Consider the following 19,429-nt stretch of genomic DNA (forward strand, 5'->3'; position numbering starts at 1 on the left):
AAAAAAAGCACTGCCATAAGCAGTGCCAATTGAGTAATATGATCTTTTTTTTAACTTTCCAGTAAGAATTCCTTATAGTTACCCAGAAAATCCACTTCCGCATTGATCGATTGAAGCTCCAGAAGAGCATTTCCATGCAAGACATCTTCCCATTTACCTTGTACATTAATAAAAAAGAAATAATTGCCAAGACCCGTTTTTAAAGTTCTAGACTCTATTTTGCTGAGGTTCATTTTACGCCATGCAAAAACAGAAAGAACCTGATGAAGTCCACCCGGATGATCTTCAGGAAGATTGATCAGCATACCCGATTTTTCACCCAATACCTCAAGGTGATCATTACTATATTTGGATTGTTCCTTAGAAATAACAATAAACCGGGTATGATTTTGTTCAAAATCCTGAATATTCCTGTTGACAATCTTCAATCCATACAAATTAGCAGCAAATTGATTGGCAACAGCAGCAATTTTTAGATCTCTGTTTTCAGAAACATATTTTGCGGCTGCGGCTGTGGATGAAAAATCCTGTCTTGCAATGTTTTTATATTCGGTATCCAGAAAATGGAAGCTCTGTGCCAGAGCCTGTGGATGTGAAAATATCTTTTCAACGTCCTCCATATTATTTTCGGGATGTATCATCAGATGATGGGCGATAGGCATCACGCCTTCTGCTTCTATTTTAATGGACGGTGTTTTGTATAAATAGTCCAGTGTCATAGAAACCGTTCCTTCAATAGAATTTTCCAAAGGGACTACTGCCTTGTCAGCTTCTCCGCGGTTTACAGCATTAAAACAGTCTAAAATATTAGCCTGCGGCAAAAGTTCATCATCCGGAAACAACTGGGTAGCCGCAAGCTGGGTAAAACTTGCATGAGGTCCTAAAAATGCAATCTTCATATGTATTAATATAAGAGTAAATTATATTTGAAATACAAAGATAGTAGTTTTTTGAGTTGTGAACCGAGTTGTCAATGACAGGCAAAACCACAAATGTCGGCTGTCAGCAAAAAACAAATTCTGAATAGCTGTTAAAACTACGCCATAAATCCCTGCTGCCTAAAATCTTCTATATTTTCCAATTCTCTTCTATCATCTTCATTAAAAAGTCCGGACATCTGATGATTTTATTCGTTTTTGCATCCAGAAAGAAGAGGGTAGTGGAAGCTTCTGTGATCTTAACCCCATCTTCATTATAAATTTCATACTCAAATTCTATTCTTACTCCTGGAATTTTCTTTATGTACGTATGGATTTCTAATTTTTGGTCATATAAAGCCGGACGGATATATTTAATTTTGTAGTCCGAAACAGGAAGCCAAATTCCTTGGTTTTCAATTTCATCGTATGAGATTCCTATGTTTCTGAACAGCTCTACTCTGCCAATTTCGAAGTACTGTGCATAGTTGCCGTAGTACACATATTTCATAGGGTCTGTTTCTCCGTAACGTACTCTTATTGAGTGTGTTGTGTGTATCATTTTTAGTCCGTATTTATGCATACAAATATATTTTTAAATAATCAATACCTGCAATATTTTTTTTTGAAAAGAAAAAAATCGACCTTTGTCTTCCTTCTACAAAAAGTACTAACAAAGAATTAATCGGGGCATAAATATGGATGAAAATTTAATGATGATATGGCAGAAATGCCTTCAGTTCATGCGTGATAATTTGAACGCAGCTGAAGACAATTCTGACCTAAAGAAGCTTGAAAAATCCTTCGACATGCTATTCGACAAGGTACAGCCACTTTCGTTGGTTGCCAATAACCTTACGCTGATAGTGCCGAGTGATTTTTACAAGGAATATATTGAGGATAATTACCTGTCCCTGCTTTCTGCTGCCCTGAAGAAAAATCTTGGAAAAGGAGTTAAATTATGGTACTCAGTAATGGAAAACAGGCCTACCGGAGAGGAAAAGCCAGTGACGATGAATATGAAGGGGAAAAGCGTTCCTACACCAAAAATGCAGGAAACAATGCCGCAGGGATTCTCTGCCAATATCGTAAACCCTTTTGTAGTTCCGGGAATAAGAAAAGTAAATATAGACTCTAACCTGAAGTCAGACTATTCTTTTGATAATTATATAGAAGGAGAAAGCAATAAATTTGCAGCTACCGTAGCAAGATCAATTGCTAAAAGACCGGGAGCAACCGCTTTCAACCCATTGTTCCTTCACGGAGGATACGGAGTTGGAAAAACCCACCTTGGACAGGCTGTTGGCCTTGAAGTGAAAAATCAGTTTCCGGATAAAGTTGTTCTTTATCTGTCTTCTGAAAAATTTATACAACAGTTCATTTCTGCTGCTAAAGCTCATAAGCAGACTGAGTTTGCCAACTTCTACCAGATGGTTGATGTTTTGATCATTGATGATATTCAGTTCCTTTCTGGTAAATCTGCCACTCAGGACAGTTTCTTCCATATCTTTGACCACCTTCACCAAAATGGAAAGCAGATCATCCTTACCTCAGATAAGGCGCCTGCAGATATTATGGATATTCAGGAAAGAATTGTTTCCCGTTTCAAATGGGGACTTTCTGCTGAGATCAAATCTCCGGATCTTTCGACAAGAAGACAGATCATCGTAGATAAATTAAGCAGAGACGGAATTGTTCTTCCGGGAGATATGCTTGATTTCCTTGCAGCAGAAGCTAAAACCAATGTTAGAGAGCTTATCGGGGTGATCAACTCTGTTATTGCTTACTCTACCGTTTATAAAACAGACTTAAGTCTTGAATTACTGAAAGACACCATCAATAAGATTGCTGCCAACCAGAAGAAAGTGATCAATATCCCTTATATCCAGGAAGTGGTTTGCGATTATTTTGGAATCAAAAAAGAGCAGCTTCTGTCTAAAACCAGAAAAAGAGAGATTGCTCTTCCAAGACAGCTGGCAATGTACTTCTCTAAGGAGTTAACAAATGCCACCTTTACAAAAATCGGTGAAGAAATGGGCGGAAAAGACCACTCAACGGTAATGTACGCTTGTGACACCATCAAAGATGTCTCAAAAATTGATAAAGAAGTAAAGAAGTACGTTAAAGATCTTGGAGAAAGAATCAAAAAATAGAAAATAATTTTATCTGAATAAATTGAAATGGAGAATAGTTGTATTCTTCATTTTTTATTTAGTTTTGCTGCTAAATCTTTTAATCGTTCAATTAAAAAGTGATATGAAAATATTAATGGTCTGCTTAGGCAATATTTGCAGAAGCCCTTTAGCAGAAGGTATTATGAAGACAATGCTTCCTGGAAATTTCTTTGTAGATTCAGCAGGAACCATTTCCATGCATGAAGGGGAACATCCGGATAAAAGAGCAATAAAGACTGCGGCCAATCATCATATTGATATTTCCAACCAAAAATCAAGACCGATCACCAAGGCTGATTTTGATACGTTTGACAAGATCTACTGCATGGATATAGAGGTCTACGAAGACGTAATTTCAAAAGCTCAAAATGAAGAACAGCATCAGAAAGTATCATTATTTCTGTCCGCTTCAGGAAATTATAAAAATGCTGAAGTTCCCGATCCTTACTGGGGAGATATGAAGGATTTTGAAGACGTTTTCCAACTGCTGAATAGAGGCTGTGAAGAAATAAAGAACCAAATTCTGTCAGCCAATACTTTCTAACTTATTCAAAAGAATTAAAAAATAATAAAATGTTATTCCTACTCCCAGCCTATCTATCTGAAAATACTTCTATTACCCATTTCTCGCCCGTTCTGAAAGACTATATCATGCAGACGGATTACTTTTTTGTAGAAAATGAAAAGACAGCCAGAAAGGTCATTAAATTCTTCGCTCCTGAAAAAAAACAGTCAGACCTAAAGTTGTTTGTATTGGATAAATACACAGAAAATGCGGATATCAAAGAAGCTCAGAATCTGATGCTGCAAGGCCAGGATTTCGGACTGCTTTCCGAGGCCGGTCTTCCGTGCATTGCAGATCCGGGAAACTTAATCGTGAAATGGTGTCATGAAAAAAATATCAGGGTAGTTCCTGTTTCAGGTCCCTCATCTATTATTCTTGCTCTAATTTCAAGCGGATTCAATGGTCAGGAATTCACTTTCCATGGTTATCTTCCGATTGATAAAGGAGAGAAGAAAAAACAAATCCAGCGCCTTGAAAGTTTAGTACAGCAGACAGGGTATTCCCAAATATTCATGGAAACTCCCTACAGAAATAATCCGCTTTTTGAAGACCTGACGAAATTTCTTGCACCGAATACAAAACTTTGTATCGCCGCTAATATCAACGATCCGGAGCATGAATTTATCCAGACAAAAACCATCAATGACTGGAAAAAAAATAAGCCCGAACTTCATAAGATTCCTGCTGTATTTGTATTAGGGAAATAGCCATTGCGAGCCGCAGGCGAAGCAATCTCATTGGATTCTTTATTTTAAAATAATGTTATTTATATTGGTCTCCCACAGATTGATAAAATTTGCAGATTCATAGTGTTAATAAAATATCTGTCCAATCCACTCAATCTTCGAGAGCAAAATCATAGTATTATGTCATTAAAAACATTTAACAGCCGTTAACATGACCTTTGCACCATTCTTGTCTTTAGTATATTATAACATCAAAAAAATATAAATTATGTCAGACAAGAAATTAGCAGGACTTTGGATTGATACAGAAAAAGCAATTGTAGTAAAAAATCACGATGCCCAGAATGCATTTAAATTCTTTCTATGCAGCCCTGTAAAAGCAGAAATACAGCATGGGAATTCAAGTGAAAATGCAGCCAATAATGCAGAACGTACCAACCGTGTCAAGTTCTTTAAAGAAATAGAACATCTCCTGACCAATTCCCAGGAAGTCTATATTACAGGACCGGGAACCATTCAGGAAGAACTGAAAAAGTATCTTCATGATACGGCTCAGTTTAAAAATCTTACCATAACATTAGATACAGCACAAAAGATGTCGGACGAGCAGGTACTCGAAACCGTAAAAGATTATTTCAATGCTTAAATTATAGATAATGCAGTGAAAATCCGGATGTCAATGACATCCGGATTTTTGTTTATGACAGGAGCCATTATTTTCTGCCGGACTTCCATTTTCTCCATAAGTAGATAATGATAGGAATGATAAGCAGAAAAGGCCATAGAGAGATAATTCCAAGAAGGAAACTCATAAAACTGTTCCAGCCTTCCGTTACAGAATCTGCAAAACGGCTTCCAAAACCAATCTTTGATGTTGCGGAACTTCTCACTTTTTCTTTATATAAACCAAGATTAAGTGTACTGTAATTCACCCGGTCGTCTATAAATCTCAATCTGCCTTCCGCCACATCTATTTCATCCTCCAGTTCACGGATTTTTTCCTGAATTTCAATCATATCTTTTGTGGTAGAAGCGCTTCTCAACATATCACGATACTTTTCCAGGTAGATCTTCTTGTTGGCAAGTTTTATTGAAACATCAGTATATTCTTCAGTGACATCATCGGAAGAAATATTTTTCGACAAAACAGATCCCACACCATCTGAAAATGAACTGATCAGTGCATCGAAATTTTTGTGAGGAACACGAATGACCAGATCCAGGTTATCATCTACATCAGTATTTTGAAAATGTTCGGTTTGAATATAAGCATTATTTTTTTTAAGAATATCAGCCACCTGATTCTGGGCTTTTTTGATATCCCCAACCTGGATTTTCATATTACCATTTTTAATAACTTTTTTAGAAATGGTGTCAGTTTTTTTAGAAACAATAGAAGGTTGGGCAGATTTATTTACTGTTTCTGATTTTTCAGAAATAGCGTCGGCAGGAGCCATTCGATAAACTTCTTGTGGTGGTGGAGGGGGCTCCACATCGTATTCAGCGACGGCAACTTTATCAGCAGGTACTGCCGGTGAGTAGTTTACCGCTTCCAGTTCGGATTTCTTACATCCACTTATCAGAAGAAGTACAGATAAAGGTAAAAATAATTTTATCATGGATATTTTTTTTAATTAGCTTATCAAAAATTATGCTTAAATCTTTATTTTATTTCAAATTAATAATGTTTAATTAAAATGATTGAAGTAATGTTATTTTGATATTGTCAGGAAATGATTTAGAATCTAAATTATTTTCTATTTTTAATGAATGAAAAAAAGTCTTTTAGCATTCGTGTTTTCTCCATTTTTGATGTACGCTCAGGAAGTTCCAAAACTTACTGAAGAAATGGCCGCAAAATTATTAGAAAAACCGCTTCACTGTATCAATCAGGAATATCCTAACAAAACAGCACATATTATCAATAATGCAGGAGAAGTTACATTAACTCCAAAGGATCTTCATCCCAGTTTCTATGGCTGTTTCGACTGGCACAGTTCTGTTCACGGACATTGGATGCTGGTAAGATTATTGAAAACAAAACCCAATCTGACGAATGCAAAAGAGATTGAAAAAATTCTTGATAATTCGTTAAGTAAAGAAAACCTCCAGACTGAAGCTGATTATTTCACAAAATTTCAGCTGACCACGACTTTTGAAAGAACGTATGGCTGGGCATGGTTGCTTAAACTTGATGAAGAACTGACAACCTGGGATCATCCTAAAGCTAAAATTTGGCATCAGAATTTAAAGCCTTTAACAGATAAGATCTTACAATCATGGAAAGCCTATCTTCCGAAACAAACCTATCCAAACAGGACCGGAGTTCATCCCAATACGGCATTTGGTCTGGCTTTCGCAATTGATTGGGCAAAAGCAAATAAAGATCAGGAATTCGAGAGTCAGCTGAAGGAAAAAGCAAAATATTTTTACGCTAAAGATCAGAAGACACCAGCTTATCTGGAACCGGATGGATCGGATTTCTTTTCGCCAAGTCTCGAAATTGCAGACCTGATGAGAAGAGTACTTCCTCAAAAAGAATTCGTGCAGTGGCTGAATAATTTCTATGAGAAGAGGAGTCTGGAAAATATTGAAAAGATGCCGGTTGTAAGCGATCTGAGCGATTATCAAACGGTTCATCTTGTAGGACTTTCTTTTTCAAAAGCATGGTGTATGAAAGGAATAGCCAAGGCACTTCCTGATGGGCATCCCCTGAAAAAGAACTTTAAGAAAACAGCTGATGTATTTTTAGCTAACGGGCTTCCTTTATTATTTCAAGGGAATTACGGCGGTGATCACTGGCTTGCAAGTTTCGCTGTTTATTCTCTGGAAGACTAAATATTGCCGACGCAGAATATATTGGCTACATTTGTCTTATGTCAGCTTTAGAAAAATTCGGTGTTGAAATTTTTACCCAGCACAATATTTTCGAGAGAATTTCTGCGGATAAACCTTTCCGTCCGGATAATCCTGCTTTTATCTTTATTAAATCTGGAAGTATAAAGCTCCGTCAGCATTTCAGCGATCTGGAGCTTTCTGCCAATATGTTTATGGTGACGGACCCGCAGACAGTGTACGAGATGGTGTCTGTAAGCGATGATTTCCAGTCCAGGATGGTTTCCTACAAAAGAGAATTTATTTCGGCATTATCGCTGAAATTTAATCGGTTGATCACTTACCGTTACTTCCGGCAGCAGATGAATAAAGGCGTACCTTTTCCTGAAAATGAAATGGAAGTGGTCTGGAAAAGCGTGAATTTCCTGAAATATATTCTGGATTCGGAAACGGAGATGATGTATAAAAAAGAAGTGGTAGAGCATCTTTTTTCTGTTTTCTGCTATCAGGTGGCTGGAATTATTTCTAAAGAAGACAGTAATTCTATGAACCAGATGTCCAGACAGGAAGAGATTGTATTTGTATTTCTGACGGATCTGGCAGAGCATCATCTGACAGAGAAATCTGTTGAATTCTATGCCGAACGCCAATCGGTTACAACCAGACATCTTTCATCAGTGGTAAAAGCCATTACCGGAAAATCTGCAAGTCAAATTATAGCCTTAATTGTAATGAATGAGGCGAAAGTGCTTTTAAACTCTTCCAGTAAGCCTGTCTCAGAGATTTCTTCAATCCTGGGTTTCAGCGATCAATACTCATTCTCCCATTTTTTTAAAAAACATTTGGAAGTAAGTCCAAGACAGTACAGGCATCAGTTTGAAAACTAAATCTTACATTTGAACATCTTTTTCCAAAATTCAAACATTTGATTGAATTTGTTGCTGCCGTAACTTTGCCTTTGTAAAACAAGGTAAAATGACAAATAATGTAAAAACAGCACTATCACTCGTGATAGCTCTATTTCCTGCGCTGTTTTTTTCTCAACAGATCAAACAGATGACTGCAGATGAAGCCGCCGATATGGCTGTGAAAAATCATCAGCAGTTAAAAGTGGCTGCTCAGAATATAGACATTGCAAAACAAAATACAAATGTTGCAAAACTTCAGAAGCTTCCCAACATTACGGCTTCTACCAGCCAGTTCTATTTAGGGGACGCTGTTGCAATCGATAAAGATTTTTCAAACTCTACGAATATTCCGATGCCACATTACGGAAGTTCTTATGCCGTACAGGCAACTCAGCTTATCTTTAAAGGAGGTTTGGTAAATAAATCCGTTGAAATGGCGGGGCTCCGTGAACAGCTTTCTGAGCTGGATCTTGAAAAAAATAAGCTTGATGTGAAATTTCTTGTGATCTCCAATTATCTGGATGTTTATAAGATAATCAATCAGGAATCCGTTTTTCAGAATAACAAGAAGCTTGCTCAGGAACGTCTGAAAAATATCCAGAAATTCTATCAGCAGGGAATGGTGACCCGAAATGAAGTAATTCGTGGTGAGCTTGCCATCAAAAATCTTGACCAGGGAATTCTGACCCTTACGAATAATAAAAAGATCCTGAATTATAATTTAAACATTGCCTTAGGACTTCCTTCTGAAACAGAAATTATTCCTGTTGAGAGCTTAACAGATAAAGAATCCGGAATCGGTATAGATTATTATATAGATATGGCCCACGATAGCAATCCTCAGCTGAAATCTGCAAAGAAAAATATTGATGTTGCTGATAAAAACATTGAAATCATTAAGACGGATCAGATGCCTACAATTTCCGGTTTCGGAGGCTATACTTTACAACGTCCGGTAACCACAAGAAATCCTGTTCTGGATATGTATTCCGGAGGCTGGCAGGCTGGTGTTTCACTGAGCTACAATATTGATAATCTATATAAGACAAAAGAGAAAGTAAAGCTTGGTGAACTGCAGAAAACACAGGCCGGCGATGCGGTGACCCTGGTTCAGCAGAATGTAGATATGGCAGTGAATGCGGCCTATGTAAAATATCAGGAATCTATCCAGCAGGCTGACATCCTGAATGATTCGAAAAGTCTGGCAGAAGAAAACTACAAGATTACGGAAGCTAAATATCTGAACCAACTGGCAGTGCAGGCTGAAATGATTGATGCGCAAAACCAGAAACTTCAATCGGAACTGGATTATGCCAATGCTGAGATCAATGTACTGTATCAATATTATAACCTGCTGAAAGCTGCAGGAACGCTTTAATTTTTAAAACTGAAAATCAAGATAATGGAAAACAAGGAACAAACCACTCAAAATACTCAGGCCGCTCCGGCACAGTCAGGAGCAGCAGTTAAAAAGAAACAGAACAAAAAAAATAAAATCAGAGCCATCATTTCCAATACGGTTGTATTTCTGGTCATTGGCTTCGGGCTATTCTGGTTAGTACGTGAGTACTTTCATATCGGAGACAAAACTTATACGGAAGCGGCTCAGGTAGAGGAATTCATTAACCCGATCAATACCAGGGTTTCGGCTTACATTAAAGATATTAAATTCATTGAACACCAGAAGGTTAAAAAAGGAGATACACTGGTTATTTTAGACAAAAACGAATTATTGACGCAATTAGGTCAGGCGGAAGCTGCTTACCAGAATGCAATGGCACAGAGATCTGCAACAAGTTCATCCGTAAATACCGTTTCCAATAACGTAAGCGTAATGGAATCCAATATTGCAGGAGCTAAAGCCAGATTATGGAATGCTGAACAGAATTTAAACCGATATAAAAACCTTCTTGCTGCAGAAGCCGTTACCAGACAGCAGTATGATCAGATCAAAACAGAATATGATGCCCAGAAAGCAGCGTATGAAACGTTGGTGAATCAGAAACAGTCTGCGAACCTTTCTACAACTGAAGTTAAAAGTAAATTAGGGATCAATGATGCAGAGATCAAAAGAACAAAAGCTGCACTGGATATGGCAAAAATCAACCTTTCCTATACCATAATTACGGCTCCTTATGATGGTGTAATGGGACGAAGAACGATCTCTGAAGGACAGCTGATTCAACCTGGACAGCAGGTAGCAACCATTGTTCTGAACGGTCAGAAATGGGTCACTGCCAACTTCCTGGAAAAACAGATGCCGAATATTAAAATCGGACAAAAGATGATGATGACTGCCGATGCTTTGGGAGGAAAAACATTTGAAGGGGTTGTAACGGCCATTTCCGCTGCAACAGGTTCAAGATACTCCAGTGTACCAACGGATAATTCCACTGGGAATTTTATCAAAGTACAGCAAAGAATTCCGGTAAGAATAGAATTTTCAACTTCCAATAAAAAAGAAGATCTGGATAAGCTGAGTGCGGGAATGAATATGAATGTGAATATTAACTAATGTACAACAAAGGATTATATCACGACTGGGTACCCAAACCCATACAGCTGCTGCTCATCGTACTGCTATTGGCTGTAGTGATGCCGCTTGGCGGAGTGTATACCGGAAACATCAGTTATTTGGTGAGTGGTACCGGTGCGATGACTGAATATTTTATGTGGGCGAATTATGCTACCACTATTGGAATGGGAGCCTGTATGCCGATCGTTCTCAGAATGAAAATGAGATTCAAGGTGAGAGATAAAATGACGATGCTTCTTGTGCTTTTAGGATTGTTGAGTTATATCAACGGAACTACAATGCAGCCCATGGTTTTTGTATTTACAGCCCTGTTCATAGGATTTTTAAAAATGATGGTGACGATCGAACTTTTTCTTCCGTTGATGATGATGATTGGAAACAGGGGAATGTTCTACGGCCTGTTTTATACCTTTGTTTTGGCGATGAACCAGGTGACCGCCTATTATGCCGCAGAGGTATCCATTAATTATAACTGGCAGCATTTCTATGTAATCGCAGCCGTGTTATGTTTTATCCTTGCTCTGATCCACTGGATCTTTATGCATGATAAATATTTTGCTTTAAAAGTTCCGCTGCATTACATCGATTGGATGAGCATTTTACTTTTCGTTTCTACATTTATGTTTTCTGCTTATGTTTTCTCTTTCGGGAAGCAACAGGACTGGTGGAATTCAAAGAATATTATGAATGCAAGTATTGCTGCTTTTGTCAGCTTTGCGCTGCTGGTGGTTCGTCAGTTTACTTTAAAAAGACCTTATTTATCCTTCAAGATATTTAGCCAAAATAACGTTCAGCATGGTTTGTTTATGCTGTTGTGGCTGGGAATGTTCTTAGGAACAACTTCATTGCAGAATACTTTTGCTGTAGGAGTTCTGGGCTACGATCAGCTTACCAACGCAAGACTAAGTTTACTGATGATTCCCGGAATTATTCTGGCCGGAGTGATTGCAGTATTCTGGTTTAAAAAAGAAATACCGCTGAAAATGTTCATTTTTTCAGGATTTTCAGCAATGATGGGATATTCATTGATCATGTACTTTTCAATGGTTTTGGAATTCAATTATGAAAACTGGTACCTTCCCATGTTTTTGAAAGGTTACGGAATGTGTTCTCTCTTCATTTCAGTATGGTTTTATACCTTGGATAAACTTGAAATGGATGATATGCTGGCTGCAATCGGGTTGGTCCTGGTATGGCGAACATTTTTGGCTGTAGGGTTCTTTTCAGCCCTTTATTCATGGTTCCAGTACCGTTTTCAGATAACAGCGGTAGGGGATCTTGCCGTTTATATTGATGGAATGACAGTCAGTCCTCAGACTTTGGCCGCCAATATGAAAACACTTCAGCTTAATGCTATCATTGTATCCGGCAAAAAGATTTTCGGATATATCATTTTAACAGGTTTCGGAGTGTTGCTTTATGTAATGACGCATCACTTCGGAAAAGAAAGATTCCAGTACCTGAGATTCATCAGGGTTCTTGGTGGTAAACCTGTGATTACAAGAAGGAGACTCCGTGAAAGAAAAAAATTATTAGAAGAGATAAAAGACGCAGCAGGGCCTGCTGTTTAAAGATACCTTGTTTTTCATGCGTAAAGCTCTGCTACATTTTATAGTGGAGCTTTACCTTTTATGATTAATTGTTTTTATTTAGACAAAATAAAATTAAATTTGTAGAGATAAAAATTAGAACAGATGTCAAGAATTTCAACAGGCCGCATTATTGCGGAAATGGCTAGAAAGGAATATATTACAGACCATTATATCAGAGTTTATCTATATTCTTCGGAAGCTTATTTGTTTAAAAACACCACAATCGGTGACAATAATAAGATCGCTGTACCGCCAGCAGGTTTAGATGAGGTTCACTTTCCTACACTGGATGAAAACCGCCAGTGGGTGTATCCTCCAAAAGAAGTGGCTCCATTCATAAGAACTTATACCCACAAAGGAATCGATCTTGAAAAGAATGAGCTGATCATTGATTTTGTAGACCATGGTGACGGTGGTCCTGCCTCAAAATGGGCAAGAGAGGCAAAAGCTGGTTCAAAGTTGGGTATTATGATGAGAACTGAAGAAAAGGAGCTTTGTCCGGGAGCGGAATGGTATCTTCTGGTTGGCGATGCTACTGCGATTCCGGTACTGAGTGCTATACTGGAAACGCTTCCTGAAACAGCAAAAGGTGTCTGTATCATAGAAGTTCATGGAAAAAAAGATGAGCAACCCCTTAAAACCAAAGCTGATATTGAATTTAAATGGCTTCATAACGCACAGCCCCATATCAAGAGTGAAATGGCCGACACCGTAAAAAATATTGCGATTCCTGAAACTACTAAATTCGGATATGTTGCAGCCGAATTTTCAAGCGTGAAAGAAATCCGCACCTATCTCAGAAAAGAAAAGAACTGGACTTCAAAAGAGCTTAATGCCTATTCCTACTGGAAAGCTGGCGTTGCAGAGAACGAATCGGAAAAAGACAGACATAAGGAGAAGGATTCGATGGAGTAGGTGTTTGCGGGTTTTGGGGCTTTAAGTCAGAATAGTAAAGTCAATGGTGAATTCTGCTTCGCAAATGAATGGTGAATTTTGAGGTAGGTATGGGATTCAGGCATCAGATTGCAGACGTTGACTCGTGGGCTTAACTACTAAGAACTAACAACTGGTAACAGGCAACCATCTAAACTTATTACTCTGAAAACTCTCAGACCCTCTCACTCTTGACCTTTCCTCCAAAAACTCCTATCTTTGCACTTTTAAGACAGCAATGAAAGATTTAATGGGTAAGGCAGTCTGGGACTATTTTCACAACGAAAATCCTGAAGATCTGCAGACAGAAACTTCAATCTCGGAACTGGATGAGCTTCCGGTAGAGTATCTTTTCAGAGATTTTGAAGACATGAATGATATTGAGCAAAAAGCCCTTGAGCTGGCTCACGGAAAAGTACTGGACATTGGTGCCGGTGCGGGTTCCCACGCTTTGTATCTTCAGGATAAAAGAGAACTCGATGTTTTGGCCCTGGACATTTCACCGAAATCTATTGAAGTCTGCAAACAGAGAGGAATCGGAAAAGCAGTAAGTAAAAATATGCTGGATTTTTCCGGAGAAACTTTTGATACGATTCTGCTTCTGATGAATGGAACCGGGATTTTTGAAAGCCTTGAAAAAATTGATACCTACCTTCAAAAGCTTCATACTTTATTGAGTGATCAGGGACAGATCCTAATCGATAGTACAGATATTCTCTATATGTTTGACCGTGATGAAGACGGTGGAGTTTATATTCCTGCAGGAGGCTATTACGGTGAACTGGATTATATCGTTCATTATAAAGGGGAATCTGAAGACCCGATCAAATGGCTGTATCTTGATTATACAACCCTGAAAAATGCAGCTGAAAATAACGGCTTTACCATAGCGAAAATAATGCAGGATGAAGATTCTTACCTGGCAAAACTAACTAAGAAGTAAATATGTTCATCGTCATTGCGAGCGTAGCGAAACAATCTCTTCATATTCTCAATGATTAGACTCTTTCTTAACGATTTTATTTTGAACTTTTAAGATCAGAAGTTTAAGACCATTAAGCTTAAACTTTTTAAAAGCTAATTCAGTGACAGTAGAAAATAAAAAGACACATGAAAACCATGTGTCTTTTGCTTTATCTGAAATATTAGGTTATCCTATCTCAATACCGTTTTCTACATTAGTGTCATCCGGTGTTACGAAAGACAGTTTTCCGTCTGGTTTTGTCGTTAACAAGAACATTCCCTGAGATTCAATTCCTCTGATCTTTCTAGGAGCCAGATTCAGTAAGATCATCACTTGCTTTCCGATCAGTTCTTCCGGTGTGAAGCTTTCTGCAACACCAGAAACTACAGTTCTGATATCAACGCCTGTATCTACTTTGAACTTTAATAATTTATCAGCTTTTTCTACTTTTTCAGCTTCCAAAATAGTAGCTGTTCTAAGATCTATTTTAGTAAAATCATCAAAAGAAATTTCTTCTTTCATAGGATTGGCGTTAGGGTTTGTTTTTTTATTGTTTTGTTTGGTATCTTCTAGCTTTTGAATTTGCGCTTCAATGACACTGTCTTCAATTTTTGAGAAAAGAAGAGAAGCTTCATTGATTTTATGACCTGTTTCTATTAAAACAGATTGAGTTTCAACATCGCTCCAGCTTACCTGCTCAGCATTGAACATCGTTAATAATTTTTCCGAGCTGAAAGGCATAAACGGCTCACATAACTGAGCCAAAGCAACCGCCAGCTGAGCGCCTACAAATAGAGATTGTGCCGCTTTTTCAGGATTGTCCTTAATCGTTTTCCAAGGTTCTTCAGCCTGAAGATACTGGTTTCCGAAACGGGCAAGATTCATCAATGCAGTTAATGCATTTCTGAATTCATAATTTTCTAAAAACCCAGAAATTTCTTTAGCAGCTTTGTTGATTTCCTCCAATTCAGGGCTGTTTACATCTCCCTGAGGAATTACTCCATCATAATATTTATGGATAAGAACAGCTACTCTATTGATAAAGTTTCCGAAAATTCCTACCAGTTCCGAATTATTTTTAGTCTGGAAATCCTTCCATGTAAAATTATTATCCTTTGTTTCAGGAGCTGATGAAAGAAGGGCATATCTTAAAACATCCTGCTGTCCCGGGAATTCTTCTACATATTCATGTGCCCAAACTGCCCAGTTTCTTGACGTTGAGATCTTATCGTTCTCAAGGTTTAAGAATTCAAAAGCAGGAACATTTTTCGGCATGATATAATCGCCGTGGGCCTTCATCATGGCTGGGAAAATAATACAGTGGAATACAATATTATCCTTTCCGATGAAATGAACCAGGTCACTGTTTTCACTTTGCCAGTAATCTTTCCAGTCTTTTCCGTTTTTCTCTGCCCATTCCTGAGTGAAAGAAATATATCCGATAGGTGCATCAAACCAAACATAAAGCACTTTTCCTTCCGCATTTGGAAGTGGAACCGGAACACCCCAGTTCAGATCTCTGGTCATGGCACGAGGTTTCAGACCGTCATTTAACCAGGATTTTACCTGTCCGTAAACATTCGGCTTCCAATCGTCTTTATGACCTTCAATGATCCATTCGTTTAAGAAATCTTCATATTCATTTAAAGGAAGGTACCAGTTTTTGGTGTCTTTAAGAATCGGAACATTTCCGCTTAACATGGATTTAGGATTGATCAGCTCAGAAGGGGAAAGAGTAGAACCACACTTTTCACACTGATCTCCGTAAGCATTCTCATTGCCACAATTGGGGCATGTTCCTACAATATATCGGTCTGCCAGGAATTCTCCGGCCTGTTCATCAAAATATTGCTCAGAAACCTCTTCTGTAAATTTCCCTTTTTCATAAAGAACTTTGAAGAAATCCTGGCTGGTTTCGTAATGCTTTTTAGAAGTCGTTCTGGAATATTCATCAAAAGAAATTCCCAGATCTGCAAAAGATTTTTTGATGATTCCGTGATACTTGTCTACGATATCCTGAGGCGTCACTCCTTCTTTTTTTGCTCTGATAGTAATAGGAATCCCATGCTCATCTGACCCGCAGATAAACGCTACATCTTTTCCTAATCTTCTCTGAAATCTTGCGTAGACATCCGCAGGAATATATACACCTGCCAAATGTCCTATATGAACCGGTCCGTTTGCATAAGGCAAAGCTGCCGTAATCATCTTTCTGTTTGACATTTATAGTAAAGTTTAACTGCAAAGATAATGATTATCTCACGAAACCGCCTAATATTCGGTTATAATAAGTTTTTTGGACTATTCGGGAGGATGGAATATTATATTTAGTTAAACAATTGTTTAACTTATTGTTAATTTAATAGACATATTATGTGATGCATATGTTAACGTAATGTTATGAAAAACAGATCCTTGGTTTTTGAATAGACAAGCAATTTACATAAAATTATCTAAATTTTCAATAATATTATGGTAATTCTAAATTTTTTATAAATTGCAAAGCTGGTTAGACAGTCTTATTAAAAACGAAACTAAAAAAACGATATTGTGAAAAATTTTACAACGGTATTAAAAATTGCGCCGGCTTTTTTACTGGCCAGCTCAATAATACATGCACAGACCCAGGATTCTCTCACTAAAGAGAAAAAGATCGAGGAGGTGGTACTGATTGGATATGGAAAGCAGAAAAAGTCTGACCTTACGGGGTCCATTACTTCAGTTAGTGCCAAAGACTTCAACGGAGGTGCTACTTCTGCAGGACAGCTAATCCAGGGTAAAACACCTGGAGTACAGATTACTAATAACAGTGGTGCTCCGGGATCGGGAACCAAAATAAGAATCAGGGGAACATCTTCTTTAAATGGTGAAAATTCACCACTAATTGTTATTGATGGAGTTCCACAGGACTTTACCGGGGTTAATGGGGCTTCAGATCCATTATCATTAATTAATCCTAATGATATTGAAACATTTGATATTTTAAAAGATGCTTCAGCCACAGCTATTTATGGGAACAGAGCTTCTAATGGTGTGATTTTAATTACGACCAAAAAAGGAACTGCTGGAAAATTTAAAGTTAATTTCTCAACAGTGGCTTCCGTTTCAACAAAAATGGGGAATGTAGATGTTCTGAATGCAGACGAATACAGATCATTTGTAAATGAAATGGCACAAACCAGTGCTGCAGTTGCGGTGAATGCTCCGCGACTAGGAACAGCAAATACAAACTGGCAGGACCAGATCTATCAAAAAGCTTGGGGGACTGATAATAATTTAGCCTTTTCAGGAGGTGTTAAATGGTTACCTTACCGTCTATCATTGGGATACAATGATCAAAACGGTATTGTTAAAACCAACTCATTCAGAAGAACCTCAGTTGGATTAAATTTAAATCCAAAGTTTTTTGACAATCATTTATCAGTGAATATCAATGCAAAAGGAACCTTTACTGATAATAGATTTTCTGATGGCGGAGCTATTAGAGCGGCCACTTACTTTGATCCTACACAACCTGTATATTCAGGAAATTCAAATTATGGAGGATATTACGAGTGGACAGACCCTAATAACTTAGTGACCGGCTTGAATGTAAATGGAACTTCCAACCCTTTAGGCCTTCTATATGGTATTCGTGATGTATCTTCAGTATGGAGAGGATTAGGAAATATCCAGTTGGATTATAAGTTTCATTTTTTACCGGACTTACATTTTAACGTTAATGCTGGTTATGATTATTCTAAAAGTAATGGAGCAAAGACTGTAAGTCCTTTCTATAGACCAGGAATGAGTGATTTGGGAACATTCAATGAATATACTATGGAGAAGAAGAATAAATTGTTAGAAACGTATTTTAATTACTTAAAAACAATAAATGCGATCTCTACTTCTGTGGATCTTACAGCAGGATATGCATATCAAGATTTCCGTACGAATATTCCTGGATCAACTACATTTAAAGGAAGAGGACAAAATACATCTACTAATAATTTTGAAACAAACTATGTTTTATTATCCTTCTATGGAAGAGGTATTTTTACAATAGCTAATAAATATATTGTATCAGCTTCTCTTAGAAGAGATGGATCTTCAAGGTTTTATAACGGGACAACAAGTAATGTTTGGGGAAATTTCCCAGGAGTCTCTGTTGCTTGGAAGATTAATGAGGAAAATTTTCTGAAAGAGACTGGTATTAATGTTTTAAAATTAAGGGCAGGTTGGGGAAAAACAGGTCAGCAGGAACTGCCTACCTTGGATACTAATAAACCAAGAAACTATCCGTCTTATGCTGCATATAATTTGAGTTCTGATGGAGCACAATATCAATTCGGAGACCAGTTTTTCTATATGATGAGACCTGAAATTTACAATCCAAATTTAAGTTGGGAAATCACTACAACAAAGAATGCAGGTCTTGATTTTGGTTTTGCAAAAAATAGAATTACAGGTTCCATTGATGTTTACCAAAAAGATACTAAAGATTTGATTGTAGACTCCCCAATTGCGGCAGGTGATTTGAGTAACCATAATCTTTTGAATGTAGGTAATATGCAGACAAAAGGAATAGAAGGATCTATTACAGTAATCCCTATCAAAAAAGAAAATACGACTTGGGAGGTCTCATTTAATGCTACACATTATAAATCTAAAATTACAAAACTGATTAATGGTGCAGATTCAAATTATAGAATTCTTGTAGGAGGAATTGATGGTGGAGTGAATAATACTATTCAGGCCCATACTGTAGGGCGTCAGCCTAATGCTTTTTATGTATTTCAACAGGTATATGATACTAATGGAAAACCAGTAGATGGGGCATATGTAGACAGAAATGCTGATGGTAAAATTGATGTTAATGACAGATATTATTATAAATCAACACAGCCGGATGCTATTATTGGATTTAATACCAAATTCTCTCATAACAATTGGGATATTGGTTTGAGCGCCAGAGCTGTATTGGGAAATTATGTCTATAATAATGCTGCTTCAAATAGTTCTATCCAGTCATTGACAACTAATAACTATTTACAGAATGTATACACTTCTACAGCTGATTATAGATTTTCAAGCCCACAATACTTCTCTGACATTTTTGTTGAAAATGCTTCTTTCCTAAGATTGGATAATGTTAATGCCGGATACAATTTTAAGGACGTATTTTATAAAGGAAGTAATATCAGAGTTTATGCAATGCTTCAAAACGTGTTTGTAATTACGAAATATTCAGGAGTGGATCCTGAGGTATTTGGAAATATTGATAACGGATATTATCAGATGCCAAAGGTGTATTCACTAGGATTTAACTTTCAATTTTAA

The 19,429-nt window shown here is 37.4% G+C and carries 16 protein-coding genes; 12 read left to right on the top strand and 4 right to left on the bottom strand.

The window, feature by feature from the left end; all coding sequences use genetic code 11:
- Positions 1–50 precede the first annotated feature (50 nt).
- The gene (pheA, locus tag QF044_RS04115) at positions 51–899 is read right to left on the bottom strand and encodes a prephenate dehydratase (protein WP_307263983.1); all 849 of its coding nucleotides are present in this window, start codon (positions 897–899) and stop codon (positions 51–53) included.
- A gap of 169 nt (positions 900–1,068) precedes the next feature.
- Complete coding sequence (locus tag QF044_RS04120) at positions 1,069–1,479, bottom strand: thioesterase family protein (RefSeq protein ID WP_307263985.1); 411 nt, start codon at positions 1,477–1,479, stop codon at positions 1,069–1,071.
- 136 nt (positions 1,480–1,615) lie between these two features.
- Here QF044_RS04120 and dnaA point away from each other — a divergent pair, with 136 nt between their 5' ends.
- From dnaA to QF044_RS04140, 4 genes are all read left to right on the top strand, one after another.
- On the top strand, positions 1,616–3,070 hold the full coding sequence (gene dnaA / locus QF044_RS04125) for a chromosomal replication initiator protein DnaA (protein ID WP_307263988.1): 1,455 nt from the start codon (positions 1,616–1,618) through the stop codon (positions 3,068–3,070).
- Between the two features lie 103 nt (positions 3,071–3,173).
- On the top strand, positions 3,174–3,635 hold the full coding sequence (locus tag QF044_RS04130) for a low molecular weight protein-tyrosine-phosphatase (protein ID WP_307263989.1): 462 nt from the start codon (positions 3,174–3,176) through the stop codon (positions 3,633–3,635).
- 29 nt (positions 3,636–3,664) lie between these two features.
- Positions 3,665–4,363: an SAM-dependent methyltransferase gene (locus QF044_RS04135; RefSeq protein ID WP_307263992.1), complete on the top strand. Its 699-nt coding sequence runs from the start codon at positions 3,665–3,667 to the stop codon at positions 4,361–4,363.
- Positions 4,364–4,610: 247 nt separating this feature from the next.
- Positions 4,611–4,988, top strand: coding sequence for a hypothetical protein (locus QF044_RS04140; protein WP_073334938.1), 378 nt, complete (start codon positions 4,611–4,613; stop codon positions 4,986–4,988).
- 67 nt (positions 4,989–5,055) lie between these two features.
- Here the strand turns inward: QF044_RS04140 and QF044_RS04145 are convergent, their stop codons facing one another.
- Complete coding sequence (locus tag QF044_RS04145; RefSeq protein WP_307263998.1) at positions 5,056–5,961, bottom strand: DUF4349 domain-containing protein; 906 nt, start codon at positions 5,959–5,961, stop codon at positions 5,056–5,058.
- A 151-nt stretch (positions 5,962–6,112) separates the two neighbouring features.
- Here QF044_RS04145 and QF044_RS04150 point away from each other — a divergent pair, with 151 nt between their 5' ends.
- From QF044_RS04150 to QF044_RS04180, 7 genes are all read left to right on the top strand, one after another.
- A complete protein-coding gene (locus QF044_RS04150; protein WP_307264001.1) occupies positions 6,113–7,180 on the top strand; it encodes a DUF2891 domain-containing protein in 1,068 nt (355 codons plus the stop codon).
- A 38-nt stretch (positions 7,181–7,218) separates the two neighbouring features.
- Entirely contained in the window at positions 7,219–8,064 is an 846-nt protein-coding gene (locus QF044_RS04155) for an AraC family transcriptional regulator (RefSeq protein WP_307264004.1), read from the top strand.
- Positions 8,065–8,152: 88 nt separating this feature from the next.
- Complete coding sequence (locus QF044_RS04160; protein WP_307264007.1) at positions 8,153–9,463, top strand: TolC family protein; 1,311 nt, start codon at positions 8,153–8,155, stop codon at positions 9,461–9,463.
- A 24-nt stretch (positions 9,464–9,487) separates the two neighbouring features.
- Complete coding sequence (locus QF044_RS04165; protein WP_307264010.1) at positions 9,488–10,600, top strand: HlyD family secretion protein; 1,113 nt, start codon at positions 9,488–9,490, stop codon at positions 10,598–10,600.
- Positions 10,600–12,192 carry an MFS transporter gene (locus tag QF044_RS04170; protein WP_307264013.1) on the top strand — a complete coding sequence of 531 codons (1,593 nt, stop codon included), beginning with the start codon at positions 10,600–10,602 and terminating at the stop codon, positions 12,190–12,192. Before QF044_RS04165 ends, QF044_RS04170 begins: the two co-directional genes overlap by 1 nt.
- A 123-nt stretch (positions 12,193–12,315) precedes the next feature.
- A complete protein-coding gene (locus tag QF044_RS04175) occupies positions 12,316–13,128 on the top strand; it encodes a siderophore-interacting protein (protein ID WP_307264016.1) in 813 nt (270 codons plus the stop codon).
- Between the two features lie 256 nt (positions 13,129–13,384).
- A complete protein-coding gene (locus tag QF044_RS04180) occupies positions 13,385–14,089 on the top strand; it encodes a bifunctional 2-polyprenyl-6-hydroxyphenol methylase/3-demethylubiquinol 3-O-methyltransferase UbiG (protein ID WP_307264019.1) in 705 nt (234 codons plus the stop codon).
- Positions 14,090–14,296: 207 nt separating this feature from the next.
- Here QF044_RS04180 and metG read toward each other — a convergent pair whose 3' ends face one another.
- The gene (metG, locus tag QF044_RS04185) at positions 14,297–16,333 is read right to left on the bottom strand and encodes a methionine--tRNA ligase (protein WP_307264021.1); all 2,037 of its coding nucleotides are present in this window, start codon (positions 16,331–16,333) and stop codon (positions 14,297–14,299) included.
- A gap of 327 nt (positions 16,334–16,660) precedes the next feature.
- On the opposite strand from metG, the gene QF044_RS04190 reads away from it, so the two are divergent.
- Complete coding sequence (locus QF044_RS04190; RefSeq protein WP_307264023.1) at positions 16,661–19,429, top strand: SusC/RagA family TonB-linked outer membrane protein; 2,769 nt, start codon at positions 16,661–16,663, stop codon at positions 19,427–19,429.

This window comes from Chryseobacterium sp. W4I1 (assembly GCF_030816115.1).
Classification (GTDB): domain Bacteria; phylum Bacteroidota; class Bacteroidia; order Flavobacteriales; family Weeksellaceae; genus Chryseobacterium.

Coding starts and splice junctions, on each gene's coding strand:
- pheA (WP_307263983.1), bottom strand. CDS start 899: ATGAAGATTGCATTTTTAGGACCTCATGCAAGTTTTACCCAGCTTGCG.
- QF044_RS04120 (WP_307263985.1), bottom strand. CDS start 1,479: ATGATACACACAACACACTCAATAAGAGTACGTTACGGAGAAACAGAC.
- dnaA (WP_307263988.1), top strand. CDS start 1,616: ATGGATGAAAATTTAATGATGATATGGCAGAAATGCCTTCAGTTCATG.
- QF044_RS04130 (WP_307263989.1), top strand. CDS start 3,174: ATGAAAATATTAATGGTCTGCTTAGGCAATATTTGCAGAAGCCCTTTA.
- QF044_RS04135 (WP_307263992.1), top strand. CDS start 3,665: ATGTTATTCCTACTCCCAGCCTATCTATCTGAAAATACTTCTATTACC.
- QF044_RS04140 (WP_073334938.1), top strand. CDS start 4,611: ATGTCAGACAAGAAATTAGCAGGACTTTGGATTGATACAGAAAAAGCA.
- QF044_RS04145 (WP_307263998.1), bottom strand. CDS start 5,961: ATGATAAAATTATTTTTACCTTTATCTGTACTTCTTCTGATAAGTGGA.
- QF044_RS04150 (WP_307264001.1), top strand. CDS start 6,113: ATGAAAAAAAGTCTTTTAGCATTCGTGTTTTCTCCATTTTTGATGTAC.
- QF044_RS04155 (WP_307264004.1), top strand. CDS start 7,219: ATGTCAGCTTTAGAAAAATTCGGTGTTGAAATTTTTACCCAGCACAAT.
- QF044_RS04160 (WP_307264007.1), top strand. CDS start 8,153: ATGACAAATAATGTAAAAACAGCACTATCACTCGTGATAGCTCTATTT.
- QF044_RS04165 (WP_307264010.1), top strand. CDS start 9,488: ATGGAAAACAAGGAACAAACCACTCAAAATACTCAGGCCGCTCCGGCA.
- QF044_RS04170 (WP_307264013.1), top strand. CDS start 10,600: ATGTACAACAAAGGATTATATCACGACTGGGTACCCAAACCCATACAG.
- QF044_RS04175 (WP_307264016.1), top strand. CDS start 12,316: ATGTCAAGAATTTCAACAGGCCGCATTATTGCGGAAATGGCTAGAAAG.
- QF044_RS04180 (WP_307264019.1), top strand. CDS start 13,385: ATGAAAGATTTAATGGGTAAGGCAGTCTGGGACTATTTTCACAACGAA.
- metG (WP_307264021.1), bottom strand. CDS start 16,333: ATGTCAAACAGAAAGATGATTACGGCAGCTTTGCCTTATGCAAACGGA.